This window comes from Pseudarthrobacter sp. S3, assembly GCF_050156905.1.
GTDB lineage: Bacteria > Actinomycetota > Actinomycetes > Actinomycetales > Micrococcaceae > Arthrobacter.
The window spans coordinates 1,051,440-1,064,606 of sequence record NZ_CP189583.1 but is presented as its reverse complement, the minus strand read 5'-3'; the positions used below and the strand labels follow the sequence as shown (position 1 = coordinate 1,064,606).

Below are 13,167 nucleotides of genomic sequence, written 5' to 3'. Positions count from 1 at the left end.
GAAGTGACGTCCCAGAGCAACAGGTTGCCAGTCGGCGCCCTGATCGTCCTTGCCGCCATCGGCTTTACCGCCATCACCACCGAACTCCTGCCCTCCGGCCTGCTGCCCCAGATCAGCGCCGACTTCCGGGTCTCTGAGGCCACCGCCGGGTATCTGACGGCGGGCTACGCGGCCATCATCGTGGTCACCGTGATCCCGTTGTCGCTGCTGCTGTCGCGGGTCCCCCGGCACTACCTGCTCATCGCGCTGATCCTGTTCTTCGCGGCCAGCAACGCACTGGTGGCCATCGTCTCCGATTTCGGTGCCGCCATGGGTTCACGGATGGTGGGCGGCATTGCCCACGGCCTGCTGTGGTCCGCCATGGCCCCGTTTGTGGCGCGGATCGTCCCGGCCCACAAAGTGGGCAAGGCGCTGGCCATCGTCTTCAGCGGCAACAGCCTGGGACTTGCCATCGGCGCCCCGGTGGGCACCGCCCTGGGCAACGTCGTCGGCTGGCGCGCGGCGTTCCTGGTCCTGGCCGCCTCCGGGGTGGTGCTGGCGCTCCTTGCCGTGTGGCTGCTTCCCCCGGTGCGGCGTATCCCCGATGCTGCGCACCCATCAATCCGCAAGGCAATCGGCCAGCCGGGAGTGAAGACCGTCGCCGTTGCCTGGCCGCTGATGCTTATGGCCCACTTCGCCTTGTTCACCTACATTGCGCCGTTCCTGCGCGAGGTCCGGCTGCCTGACTTCAGCATCCCGCTGTCCATCAGTGTCCTCGGTGTTGCCGGGCTGGTGGGCATCTGGATCGCCGGCGTCACCGTGGACTCCCGGCCCCGGCGCTGGCTCCTGATCACTGTCGCCGGCGTTGTAGTTTCCGTGGCCCTGCTCCCGCTGGTGGGAAGCGTCCTGCCGGCCTTGGCGCTGCCGGTCACGCTGGTCCTGATGCTGGTCTGGGGCACAGGCATCGGCGCGATGGGGATATACAACCAGTCCGCTATCCTCCGCGCCGGCGGCGAGTACAGAGACGCCGCCAACGGGCTGACGGTACTGACCATCCAGATCGGGATCATGATCGGCGCGATGTTCGGCGCCGCTGCCCTCACCGTTGCGGGGCCGCTTCTGGTCCCGATCGCCGCCGCCATCCCCGCCGTCGTCGCGTTTGCGCTGATCCTCACGGGACGGCGGCACTCCTACCCGCCGGGGCCAAAAGAGCGCGTCAGCGGGCCCTGAAATCCCGGTACGATCCGTCGGCGGCGGAGATGGACTCCTCCACCCGTTCCACCCGGCCGGGGGCGTTCGCCGATCTCAGCCAGTCCAGGAGCTTGTGGACCTGCTGTTCCGGCCCCTCGGCCTCGATGGACACCGAGCCGTCGTCGAGGTTCCTCACTACGCCCTTAAGCCCCAGTTCGTCGGCTTTGCCCATCGTCCAAAAACGGAATCCGACCCCCTGCACCACGCCAAAGACGCGGGCGGAGAGCCGGATGTCGCCGTTATCCCGGCCGGGGATATCCCCAGCCGGGATATCCCGGCCGGAGTCGTGGCGGCGCCAGGAAAAACCCATGGCTGTCAGGACTGCTTGACCAGCGCCGCTTCGACGTTGATCTTTACCTTGTCGCTGACCAGCAGGCCGCCGGCTTCCAGGGCAGCGTTCCAGGTCAGGCCGAACTCCTTGCGGCTAATCTCGCACTCCGCGGAGAACCCTGCGCGGGTGGCACCAAACGGGTCCACGGCTACCCCGGAGAACTCAACCTCCAGCTCCACCGGCTTGGTGATTCCGCGGATGGTGAGATCGCCAGTGAGCGTGTAATCCTCGCCGTCGCCCTCTACCGAGGTGGCACGGAACGTCATCTCGGGGTACTTCTCCACATCGAAGAAGTCCGCCCCCTTCACGTGTCCGTCGCGGTTGGCGTCGCCGGAATCGAAGCTGGCCGTTTTGACCGTGGCGTGAAGCGAAGCCTCGGCCAGGGATGAGCCAACGCGGGCTTCGGCCGAGGCGTCCGTGAAACGTCCGCGGACCTTGCTGATACCCGCGTGCCGGACAGTGAAGCCGATCTCGCTGTGCGACATGTCCAGGGTCCAGACGCCCGAGGTAAGGCCTGAAGGTAGGGTCACTTTCGCATCTCCTTGGTGGGAAACAGTGGGGTGGAAACCGGCCAGGACGGCCGGTTTCCACACTGCTTCACTCCGGAGTTTTTGTCCAGATACTGACCCAAAATCCGCCCGCAGATACGGTTACATGGTCAAAAACTCAGCGGGGGACGCGTGCGGTCAGTTGATGGTGATGTCCCGCGTGCGGTGATCGTAGCGGATGGTGACCGTGCCGCCGTCGTGGTGCAGTTCGTGGTTGGGGCCATCGAACGTGCCGAATGCGCCGTAGTTCTCGTCCCACGAACGGTTCAGCGCGATCTTGAAGGTGTAAGAGCCGGCAGGCAGGTCGGCGCTGATCTTCCACAGCTGATCCAGGGCATCGAGCGTCAGCTGGGCTTCGTCGTACTGCGGGGCCCAGTTCTCCGGCGCGCCCAAAATGGTGTTGAAGTCGCCGGCAACCGCTACAGCCTCGGGCTGGGGGAAAGTCTCCACAGCTGAAGCTTCGGCCCTGGGCGCAGCCTTAGCCGCAGTTTTGGGTGCTGCCTTGCGTGCGCGGACGGCCTTGACCACAGGCTCCACGGCGTCCTCAATGGCGACTTCGATTGCTTTGGCGGCCTTCCCGACGGCGTCGGCGGCCTTCTTGGCGGGAGTCAGCTTCGCCGGGGCCTTCTTGGCGGGTGCCGCCTTCGCTGCTGGCGCAGGGGCCGGGGCCGGCGGAATGGCGACGTCGGCAGGAACCGGAGTGCCGGCGTCGAGCGCCGTGGCGAACGAATCCGCATCGGGGAAGGCCACCGTGGCGCGCATGCCGTCATCGGTGATGGTCCAGCCGGAACGGCCCTTGACCAGCCAGCCGGCCTTGACCAGCTTGGCCGTGGCGGAGGTGAGCGTCTTGTGTCCACGCGGGATGCCGCCGCTGAGCAGCGTGGCCTCGTGTTCACTGAACGGCACGCGCGCAGTGGCTTCCGCCAGAACCTCGCCAGCGTTGAGTGAACCGCCGGACCAGACGCCTTCCGTCAGGACGTGCAGCACGGTCTTGAGTCGGAGGTCGGTGTTATCTGCGATGGACTTGGCCATTTTTCCCCTTGCATAATGCGATCTGTCACTAGGCATCCTGCCAAGTCCCTGTTAAATCGCGCGACTTTAATTGGTTAACTCTGCGTGTCGTGACCGACTATGACGCGGATTACAGCAGAAGTGAGGCAGGAGTCTCGGCTAGGAGGCTGTTTACTCAACCCTGGAGCGCAAATTCCGGGTATCGCCGGACTCTTTCCGGCCGCTCTCGCGCACCAGTCTAGCGAGCAGGGCAGACCGGAGCTAGCCGAGAGCTAGCCGGCGTTCAGCTCGTCCAGAAGCTCGGCTTTGCGCTCCTCGGAGGCGAACGACGAATGGATGGAATTGGCCGCCAACCGTGCCATGTCGAAGTCTGAAACGTCAAAAACGGCCTTCAGCTGGGAGAAGTTGTCGTCCACGTACCCACCGAAGTACGCCGGATCGTCCGAGTTCACGGAGACGTTGAGCCCGGCGGCGAGCATGGCCGGCAACGGATGGTCCGCCAGGGTGTCCACGGCACGCAGCCGGACGTTCGAGAGCGGGCAGACCGTCAGCGGAATCCGGTCCGCCACCAGCCGCTCCACCAGTTCGGGGTCCTCCATGCATCGGATGCCGTGGTCAATCCGTTCCACTCCGAGGATGTCCAGAGCGTCGATGATGTACGACGGCGGCCCCTCCTCGCCTGCGTGGGCGGTCAGCCGCAGGCCCGCTTCGCGTGCTTTGGCGAACAACCGCTCGAATTTGGCCGGCGGGTTGCCCACCTCAGCGGAATCCAGACCGATGGCCGCGATGGGGGCGTTCATGGCAAGCAGGCCGTCCAGGACTTCCAGCGCGGATTCCTCGGACAGGTCCCGCAGGAACGCGGCGATCAGGAGGGTGGATATGCCAAAGTCCTCCTGGGAGGTGGCCAGGGCCGACGCCACGCCGTTGACGCAGGTTTCAAGGCTGACACCGCGGGAGAGGTGGGCCTGCGGGTCCATCATGATCTCCGCGTGCCGGACCCCTGCAGCGGCGGCGCGGGCCAGGTAGGCGCTGGTCATATCCGCGAAGTCCTGTTCGGTCTGCAGCACCGCCATGTTGGCGTAGTACAGGTTCAGGAAGGACTGCAGGTCACTGAACTCGTACAGTCCGCGGAGCTCCTCCAGGCCGGAGTACGGCAGGGTCATGCCGTTCCGCTCGGCCAGTTCGAAGATCAGCTCCGGCTGCAGAGTGCCCTCAATGTGCAGGTGCAGTTCCGCGACGGGCAGGAGCTGCGCCGCTTCCGTCTCCGGCAGGTCCGTCGCCGAAGGCTCTGTCCCTAAAAGTCCCGTCCCAGGCACTTCCGTGGCTGGTAGTCCCGTCTGTGGAAGCGGATCGGCCTGTGGCAGCGGATCGGCGGCTGTGTCCCTGTTGTTGTCCATCGGGTCAGGATATCGCCCGCCGGCCGGTTCCCGGCTAGAGTCGGATCGATGCGGAACCCTCAACAGGCTGACGATCTTTCCCTTCCCACTCCCGGCCATCTGGCGGACGGCTTCGTCCGGGTCCGGGGCGCGCGGGAGAACAACCTGCGGAACGTGGACGTGAATGTGCCCCGCGACTCCATTGTGGCTTTCACGGGGGTCTCCGGCTCGGGAAAGTCCTCCCTCGCTTTCGGCACCATCTACGCCGAAGCCCAGCGCCGCTACTTCGAATCCGTGGCCCCCTATGCACGCCGCCTCATTCAGCAGGGCCACAACCCCAAGGTGGAGATGATCTCCGGGCTGCCACCCGCCGTCGCGCTTCAACAGCGCCGCGGCGCCCCCAGCAGCCGCTCCACCGTGGGCACAGTGACCACGCTCTCCAATTCACTTCGCATGCTGTTTTCCCGGGCGGGCACTTACCCGGCCAGTGCCGAGCAGCTGGACTCCGACGCGTTTTCGCCGAACACCGCGGCGGGCGCCTGCCCTGAATGCCACGGACTGGGGGTGGCGCACACCGTCAGCGAGGAATCCCTGGTCCCGGACGCCAACCTGACCATCCGGGAAGGGGCCATCGCGGCGTGGCCCGGCGCCTGGCAGGGCAAGAACCTCCGCGACATCCTCAGCCACCTGGGCTACGACGTGGACGTGCCCTGGCGGAAGCTGCCCAGGAAGCATCGCGACTGGATCCTGTTCACGGACGAGCAGCCCGTTGTGGAAGTCACGCCGGAGCGGGACCGCGTGGCCAAGCCATACAAGGGTCGCTTCTGGAGCGCCAAAAGCTACGTCCTGCACACCCTGGCGGACTCCCAGAGCGCCGCCATGCGCGAACGCGTCCTGGCGTTTATGGAGTCCGGACCGTGTCCGCGCTGCGGCGGCACCGGGCTCCGGCCCGAAGCCCTCGCGGTCTCCTTCGGCGGCCACAATATCGCAGCCCTCAACGCCACGCCGATGGCGGAGCTCGCCGAAATCATCCGCCCCACCGCCGGGCTCAAGGAAGCCGGGACCGCGTCACGGCGGCAGTCCTCCGGCGAGGAAAACGAGGTGGCAGTGGCCATCACCGCCGATCTCCTGCAGCGCATCACCGTGCTCCTGGATCTGGGCCTCGGATACCTGGCGCTGGGCCGTGTCACTCCCACTCTCTCCCCCGGCGAGATGCAGCGGCTCCGGATCGCCACCCAGCTCAGGTCTGGACTGTTCGGCGTGATCTACGTGCTCGACGAACCGTCCGCCGGCCTCCATCCGGCCGACGCCGAACCGCTCCTGGCGGTCCTGGACCAGCTCAAAGCGTCCGGCAACTCGGTGTTTGTGGTGGAGCACAACATGGACGTGGTCCGCCGGGCCGACTGGCTGGTGGACGTTGGTCCCCGCGCCGGAGAAGGCGGCGGCGAGGTGCTTTACAGCGGGCCGGTTGACGGGCTCGCGGCCATCGAAGCGTCAGTCACGCGGCCCTTCCTGTTCAACGACGGCGTGGCGCGCGGCAACGGGTCGCGCGGCAACGGAGGGCCCCGAGGAGCTTCCGACGGCGGCACGGCACCTCGGGCGGGCGGCGCACCACATGCCGGCGACGCCCGGGAGCCCGACGGCTGGCTGGAACTCGCCGGGATTACCCGGCATAACCTCAAGGACCTGGATGCGCGGTTCCCGCTGGGCGTCCTGACGGCAGTCACGGGTGTGTCCGGCTCCGGTAAGTCCACCCTGGTGACGCATGTCCTCGGCGAAGTTGTGGGATCCGGGCTGAAGAACCACCAGGCCCCGCAGCTGTCCGAACCTGATGATGCGGGCCCAGCCACGGCGTTGTCCGTGGGACGGGTCAGCGGCGCGGAACGGATCGACAGGCTGGTCACTGTGGACCAGAAACCCATCGGGCGAACCCCCCGCTCCAACCTCGCTACCTACACTGGCCTGTTCGACGCGGTGCGCAAGGAATTCGCGGCCACGGAGCAGGCCAGGGCGCGCGGGTTCGGCGCCGGGCGGTTCTCCTTCAACGTGGCCGGAGGCCGCTGCGAAACCTGCCAGGGCGAAGGCTTTGTGGCGGTTGAACTGCTGTTCCTCCCGGGCAGCTACGGGCCGTGCCCTGAGTGCGACGGGTCCCGTTACAACCCCGAAACCCTGGAGGTGACGTACCGGGGCAAGAATGTGGCGGAAGTGCTGCGCCTGACGGTGGATGCGGCCACCACGTTCCTGGCCGACGTTCCGGCCGCGGCCCGCAGCCTGAAGAGCCTCGGGGACGTGGGCCTGGGCTATCTCCGGCTGGGCCAGCCCGCCACGGAGCTTTCCGGCGGCGAGGCCCAGCGCATCAAGCTGGCCACCGAGCTGCAGCGAGCCCAGCGGGGACATACCCTCTACCTCCTGGACGAGCCCACCACCGGGCTCCACCCCGCCGACGTCGAACTCCTGATGGCCCAGCTCCACGGCCTGGTGGACAGCGGCAACACCGTGGTGGTGGTAGAGCACGAAATGGCCGTTGTGGCGGCGGCGGACTGGGTCATTGACCTTGGCCCTTCCGGCGGGGACGCCGGCGGCCGGATTGTCGCCACCGGCACCGCCGCCGACGTCGCGGGTTCCACCGCCAGCCGGACCGCGCCCTACCTGGCCGCCGCGCTTCCCCAGCCGGTCACCAGCTGACCACCAGAAATCATCTCGGTTTGATAACGGGCCAGCGATGTCCTAGCGTGAAATGTAAGCCCGTTCTTCGGGCGACATGAATGCCCGGTGCTGCCTCCACCAGAACTGCCCGGCCGGCAGACACCGAAAATTGACCTCTATATCGTCAGGGGCGGGCAGTGGCGCAATAACCTCCGGGGACGGACCGAGCGCTGGTGGCCTTTAGGAGCATCCCACCATGAACAACACCACCATCCGTACTGCCGCACGCCGTGGAGTAGCCGTCGCCGCCATTTCCGCAGCCGGCCTTGCACTCTCCGTCACCGCAGCCAACGCGGCCACCGACGGCGCAACCTGGGACTCGCTGGCGCAATGTGAAAGCGGCGGAAACTGGGCCACAAATACCGGCAACGGCTACTCGGGCGGCCTGCAGTTCAGCGCCACAACCTGGGCTGCCTACGGCGGCACCGGTTCCGCGGCCGATGCCAGCCGTGAACAGCAGATCGCCGTGGCCGAACAGGTCCAGGCATCGCAGGGCTGGGGAGCGTGGCCGTCCTGCGCCGCGGAGCTCGGCCTGAGCGGCGGAGGGGGCACGACGGCGGTAACCCCCCAAAGCGCGCCAGTCCAGAGTGCGCCGGTCCAGAGTGCGCCAGTCCAGAGTGCGCCGGCGCAGGCCCCGGTGGAGCAAGCTCCTGCCGTACAGGTCCCCGCTGATGCCGTCACCGCTCCGCAGCACGCCGCGCCCGTGGAACTGAGCGGCGAGACCTACACGCTCGAGCCCGGCGACACCTTGAGCACGGTCGCCGACAAGCTGGGCGTCGAGGGCGGCTGGCAGAGCCTCGCGGACGCCAACATGGACACGATTGCCAACCCGGACCTCGTGTTCTCCGGGCAAGTCCTCCAGCTTCCCGCCTAAGCTTCAACATTTTCCGCGGAAACCGCACTTTCCCCCAGACCGACTTTCCGCGGAAACAGCAAAACCCGGCAGCAGCAACGCCGGGAACCAACGACGCCGGAGCGCCCCTCACTGGGGAGCTCCGGCGTCGTCCGTTGTGTTCTGACTGGAGGGCAGGCGCCTGACCTTCCTGGCCGCCAGCCCGCGTTCTGTTACCTTAGGCTGCTGCCTTTGCGGCCGGAATCTCTCGGATGATGCGGACCTTCCACGCGGCGTCATCGCTGGTGTCCAGCAGGGCCACCGTGCCGTGGGCGAGGTTCAATGCCACCCGCTTGGCCGCCAGGAGTTCGAGGTAGAGGTGCTCGTTCATGCGGCTGGGGGTATCAATCATGTACTTCACGGCGTCGCGGACCTTGCGGTAGTTGGCGCTCTTCTCCCGGTGCAGGTGAAGTTCCAGCATCTGGCGCTGGCGCACTTTGGGCTCGTGCTTGTTGAGCCAGGAGACGGCAAGGTGCACACCGATCACCAGCGCGAGCGAAACGGCGTAGATCCACCAGCCGCTGGACATCAGGAACAGTGGCAGGTTGCCGATGGCCACGAGCGCGATCACGATCCGCAGCGCAACGATCCGGCGAAGGGTCAGGGCAACGGAGGCCATGGCCGCACGAAAACCGTGCTGCTCGGTCCGCGCCGCGGCCGGGTCAAGGGTAAATTCATCAAGGACCAGGATGCCCTTGGCCTCCGGATCCAGCATCTGCCCGAACTTGGGCACAAACAGCTGCGTTGAACCGGTGGTCACAGCAGGAGAAATTGTCATTGGGGGCTTCCGGGACGGTGGGGCGTTTCGGTGATCCTAGTGGCTGGCGATACCCGCTGTATGTATTGGTCCACTATGTGAACTATTTCGTTGCGCCTTTGTGGTTCCAGGACCCCGCCACCGGGCATGCGCGTGTGGCGCCGGGCACTGCAATTGGCACATCCGCCGCCTGCCGTCAGACTGAAGGGATGCAAACCTTCCTTCCGTATCCCGATTTCCGGCAGAGTGCCGCAGCACTGGACACCGCCAGGCTTGGCAAGCAGCGTGTTGAGGCGCTGCAGACCCTCCGGGCTCTGGTGATTCCCGAGTACGGCTGGTTGGACCACCCCGCCGTCCGCATGTGGATGGGCCACGTTCCGGCGCTCACCATGTACGGCCTGGCGATGGTGGACGAATGGACCTCCCGCGGCCATGCGGACAATACCCGCGCCAACATCACCGAGTTCGCGCCCCAGGCAGCACACCCGGAGTACGCGGCCAAGATTCCGCTGCCGGAGTGGCTCGGCAACCCCGATTTCCACCTGAGCCACCGCGCGAAGCTGCTCCGCAAGGAACCAAAGTTCTACAAGACGGTGTTTCCTGACGCCGACCTGGACCTGGACTTCATTTGGCCTGAGCCCAAGCACGAGTTCTATCCGGCAGAACCCGACGGCGACATCCTCTGGATTCTCCGCGACCCGCACGCAGAAATCGATCCGCAGACGCTGGATACCGTGGCACTGCCTCCGATCCGCCGCGCCGGCGCTGTTGCACCCGCCGCACCTGAGGATGGCTACTCCCCCGTTTACGTCGACGACGGCTCCCGCCGCCCGTCCAAGCAGCCGCGCAAGCTGCCGCCCAAGCAGCTCGTGAAGAAGCCCACCCGCAAGCGCCAGGCGCAGGAGGAAGCGTTCGCCACCCTCCCCGGCAAGACCACCGTTGCCGTTTCATTTGAGGACGGCACCAAGTTCGCCGTCGGGCAGGTGCTGGGCCGTCCCATCACGCTCGACGACGGCCGGTTCGGCCGCACATTCGGCGTCACCGAGGTAATTGACCGGTCCGCGTTCGATTACCCCGCGCTTTTGCAGGACCCCCGGGTGTTCTTCCCGATTACCGCTCTCTGAGGCACCACGCCCGGCCTCTCGCCCCTGAGGAGGCCTGCCTGCTCCCCGCGCGCGACTTTTCGCCTAAAGTAGGCCTCGAGTGCTGTCAGTAGGCACCAACGGGCTTGGGGGCGAAAATGGGGGCAGGCGGCGGCGCGGCTGAGCAGGCGCGGATGGCGGCGGAACGAGCGGCCAAACTGCGACGGCAACTCGAGCACGCAGAACGGGCGGAACGGGCGTGGGCCGCGGGTGCCGCGGGTGAAGCCCGTGTTGCGGCGATCCTGGAAACGTTGCAGCCCCAGGGCTGGATGGCCCTTCATGACGTGCATTGGCCCGGACGCCCCAAAGCCAATCTGGACCATGTCCTGATAGGCCCGGGCGGCGTTATCGTGATCGATGCAAAGAACTGGTCCGGTGACGTCCAGATCCGGAGCGGCGTCCTGCGGCAAAACGGTTACTCACGCGAGAGTGAAGTCTCCGGGGTGGTAGAGCAGTGCTCAGCGGTGGCAGCCCTCCTGGAACCGCGGCACCGCCGCTACGTTCAAGCGTGGCTGTGCATGGTTGGACAACCCGATCTGCAGGGCACCACCGCCAGCGGTGCGCGGGTCCAGGGCATCGACACCGTATGCCGCGCCATAGGTGCTGTGCCGGCCGTGCTTGATGCGAACACAGTCGAAGCCATTCACCAATTCCTGACCAACCTGCTTGCCGGAACGTCAAGTCCACCGCTTCTAACCACTGGAAGTGTTCCGACTGGGCCTTCGGATATCATGCATGCTGCAGGCCCTGCCACATCCTTGGCACGGTGGCGCACTGCACGCGACCCCTCCGATGACCCACGCACCATACGCCCTCCAGTTAGCGCTCGACCAAAGCCTGCACGCAGGAAAAGGACGAGCTGCCTGGGGGTGCTCTTTCGGCTGGCACTGATCATTGTCGCTCTCGGTGTGCTCTCCAACGTGCTCTCACAACTTTCGCACCAGCCGCAGAGAGTCCCGGTTCCCGCGCCAGCGGTAGTTTCCACCCTTCCAGCGCCCTGATCAAGCCGCGAATGCGAGTCACGACGGTGGGAGTGGCAGACTTTCACCATGACGATTCTCTTGGCCGGCTGCGGCGATCTGGGCACCGAAGCGGGCCTGCGCTTCGCCGCGGCCGGACACCGGGTGGTGGGCTGGCGCCGTTCGCCCGAGAAACTTCCCTCTGCGATCGAAGGCGTGGCAGCGGACCTGGTCTCCACGGACCTACCCACCGTCCCGGCGGACGCTACGGCCGTCGTCGTGGCCGTAGCGGCCGACTCACCCACGGAAGCGGCCTACCGGGCCGCCTATGTGGACGGGCTGACGCACGTCCTGGACGCCCTGGAGCGCGACGGCGTGACGCCGCGCCGGGTACTTTTTGTGTCCTCCACCGCTGTTTACGGGGACGCCGCCGGTGGCTGGGTTGACGAGAGTACGACGGCGGCGCCTGGCAGTTTCTCGGGACGCATCCTCCTCGAAGCGGAGGAACTCCTGGTTTCGCGGTTGCGCGGCACGGGCACTTCGCCCGTTGTGCTGCGGCTTGGCGGGATTTATGGTCCGGGCCGGACCCGTTTGATTGATCAGGTCCGCGGGGGGAATGCCGTGGTTCCCGACGAGCCACGCTTTACCAACCGGATCCACCGGGACGACGCCGCTGCTGCGATGGTGCGCCTGACCTGCATGGAAGCTATGCCCGCGCCGGTATATGTCGGTGTGGACAACTCTCCCGCCGAACTTGGGGACGTGCTGCGGTTCCTGGCCGCCGAAATGGGCTATCCGGAACCGCCAGTCGGTCCGGCAGGCGAAGCCCGCGGGGGCAACAAACGCTGCAGCAACGCGCTGCTTCGGTCCACGGGTTTCCAGTTCGCCTATCCAACCTTCCGTGAGGGCTACCGCGAGGTCTTTGCCGGAACTGGAGTCCGCCACCCGTAGGCTGCTGTCGTAAGGCACCTCTTCCAAGGGGTGGCAGGCACGTTACACACGAGGAGCAGGGTGGATTTCCAGCAGATCATCGAGGCCGTGGGTAAATTCATGGACTTGGCGGGGGTATCCGTGATGGTTATCGGCGCTGTGGTGTCCATTCCGATGGCCCTACGCGGTTATCAGCCGCGAAAACTGCCGGCCGGGGCCGAGAAGCTGACGGTATACCGCGCTTATCGGCAACTGCTGGGGCGGTCCATCCTGCTGGGCCTGGAGCTCCTGGTGGCCGCCGACATCATCCGGACGGTAGCCGTGACGCCCACCTTCGAGAGCGTCGGGGTGTTGGCCATCATCGTCCTCATCCGTACGTTCCTGAGCTTCTCGCTGGAGCTGGAAATCACGGGACGATGGCCGTGGCAGAAAGCACCCGCGGGTACGGCGCGAACGGACGCATAAGCCCCCACCAGCGGAAAGACAGTAAGGAGGACAGCAGTAGTGATGATTTCCCACGCGAACGAGCTGGATCCTTGGCCGGACGCGCCCCAACTACCGGGGCCCATCATCATGGACCAGCGTTGGACTGATGCCTTGTTCCTGCACTGGCGTCTGCCTGAAGCCGAGGCAGCACACTTCATGCCGCCCGGGGTGGTACCTGACGTCTTCGACGGCTCGTCGTGGGTGGGCCTGATAGGTTTCCGCATGCGGAAGGCCGGGCTCGGCAGCGGTCCCGCGATACCCTTCTTCGGGGACTTCAACGAGATCAATGTCCGTCTTTACTCCCGAGAACCGGATGGCACCCGAGGCGTGGTGTTCCTGAGCCTGGACGCCAACCGGCTCGCTGTGGTCCTGGCGGCCCGGGCGGCGGGAATCCCCTACGTCTGGTCCCGCGCGGGCTTCCGTCGGTCGGCGATAGATGACTCCATCGGCTTCACTGTCCGCCGGTTCAGGGACGGGGCCCGGAGCGACTTCGGCGCCGTACCCGATTTGGACACCGTCGCTGCCGATCCGCTGTCCGTTCACCTGACAGCGAGGTTCGGCCTCCACACCACCATCGGGCGCCGCACGCTGTACGTTCCCAACACGCATGCGGCGTGGCCCCTTCACCGGGCCGAGGTGACAAGACTCAACGACGAATTGATCAGCGCCGCCGGAATCAATGTGTCCGGTCCCCCTGACTCTGTCCTCTTCTCCCCCGGAGTTCGGACCCAGTTCGGGCGCCCCCGCGTGCTGCTTCCTTAGCAGCTTTGGCTGGCCCCGCCGCTACCGGTGCTAGGCG

At 66.2% G+C, this 13,167-nt stretch carries 13 protein-coding genes; 8 read left to right on the top strand and 5 right to left on the bottom strand.

Annotated features, from left to right (window positions below; translation table 11 throughout):
• The first annotated feature begins 3 nt into the window (after positions 1–3).
• The gene (locus ACQCSV_RS05185; RefSeq protein WP_426939237.1) at positions 4–1,209 is read left to right on the top strand and encodes an MFS transporter; all 1,206 of its coding nucleotides are present in this window, start codon (positions 4–6) and stop codon (positions 1,207–1,209) included.
• Here the strand turns inward: ACQCSV_RS05185 and ACQCSV_RS05180 are convergent.
• From ACQCSV_RS05180 to ACQCSV_RS05165, 4 genes are all read right to left on the bottom strand, one after another.
• Positions 1,196–1,540, bottom strand: a complete 345-nt coding sequence (locus tag ACQCSV_RS05180; RefSeq protein ID WP_354154143.1) for an acylphosphatase — start codon at positions 1,538–1,540, stop codon at positions 1,196–1,198. The genes ACQCSV_RS05185 and ACQCSV_RS05180 overlap by 14 nt on opposite strands.
• A gap of 5 nt (positions 1,541–1,545) precedes the next feature.
• Positions 1,546–2,091, bottom strand: coding sequence for a YceI family protein (locus ACQCSV_RS05175; protein WP_354154144.1), 546 nt, complete (start codon positions 2,089–2,091; stop codon positions 1,546–1,548).
• 156 nt (positions 2,092–2,247) lie between these two features.
• A complete protein-coding gene (locus ACQCSV_RS05170; RefSeq protein ID WP_354154145.1) occupies positions 2,248–3,141 on the bottom strand; it encodes a glycosidase in 894 nt (297 codons plus the stop codon).
• 251 nt (positions 3,142–3,392) lie between these two features.
• The gene (locus ACQCSV_RS05165; protein ID WP_354154146.1) at positions 3,393–4,517 is read right to left on the bottom strand and encodes an adenosine deaminase; all 1,125 of its coding nucleotides are present in this window, start codon (positions 4,515–4,517) and stop codon (positions 3,393–3,395) included.
• Positions 4,518–4,565: 48 nt separating this feature from the next.
• Between ACQCSV_RS05165 and ACQCSV_RS05160 the strand changes: the two genes are divergently transcribed.
• The gene (locus tag ACQCSV_RS05160) at positions 4,566–7,181 is read left to right on the top strand and encodes an ABC transporter (protein WP_426939236.1); all 2,616 of its coding nucleotides are present in this window, start codon (positions 4,566–4,568) and stop codon (positions 7,179–7,181) included.
• 217 nt (positions 7,182–7,398) lie between these two features.
• Positions 7,399–8,076, top strand: a complete 678-nt coding sequence (locus ACQCSV_RS05155) for a transglycosylase family protein (protein ID WP_426939235.1) — start codon at positions 7,399–7,401, stop codon at positions 8,074–8,076.
• A 196-nt stretch (positions 8,077–8,272) separates the two neighbouring features.
• Here ACQCSV_RS05155 and ACQCSV_RS05150 read toward each other — a convergent pair whose 3' ends face one another.
• The gene (locus ACQCSV_RS05150) at positions 8,273–8,809 is read right to left on the bottom strand and encodes a hypothetical protein (RefSeq protein ID WP_354183889.1); all 537 of its coding nucleotides are present in this window, start codon (positions 8,807–8,809) and stop codon (positions 8,273–8,275) included.
• Between the two features lie 251 nt (positions 8,810–9,060).
• Here ACQCSV_RS05150 and ACQCSV_RS05145 point away from each other — a divergent pair, with 251 nt between their 5' ends.
• From ACQCSV_RS05145 to ACQCSV_RS05125, 5 genes are all read left to right on the top strand, one after another.
• Positions 9,061–9,975 carry an MSMEG_6728 family protein gene (locus tag ACQCSV_RS05145; RefSeq protein WP_354154150.1) on the top strand — a complete coding sequence of 305 codons (915 nt, stop codon included), beginning with the start codon at positions 9,061–9,063 and terminating at the stop codon, positions 9,973–9,975.
• 116 nt (positions 9,976–10,091) lie between these two features.
• Complete coding sequence (locus ACQCSV_RS05140) at positions 10,092–10,994, top strand: nuclease-related domain-containing protein (RefSeq protein ID WP_354222592.1); 903 nt, start codon at positions 10,092–10,094, stop codon at positions 10,992–10,994.
• Positions 10,995–11,042: 48 nt separating this feature from the next.
• Complete coding sequence (locus tag ACQCSV_RS05135; RefSeq protein ID WP_426939234.1) at positions 11,043–11,903, top strand: SDR family oxidoreductase; 861 nt, start codon at positions 11,043–11,045, stop codon at positions 11,901–11,903.
• Between the two features lie 60 nt (positions 11,904–11,963).
• Positions 11,964–12,347: a DUF1622 domain-containing protein gene (locus tag ACQCSV_RS05130; protein WP_282330909.1), complete on the top strand. Its 384-nt coding sequence runs from the start codon at positions 11,964–11,966 to the stop codon at positions 12,345–12,347.
• A 42-nt stretch (positions 12,348–12,389) separates the two neighbouring features.
• Positions 12,390–13,130 (top strand): YqjF family protein, encoded by a 741-nt coding sequence (locus ACQCSV_RS05125; RefSeq protein WP_426939528.1) that lies wholly within the window; start codon positions 12,390–12,392, stop codon positions 13,128–13,130.
• Positions 13,131–13,167 lie beyond the last annotated feature (37 nt).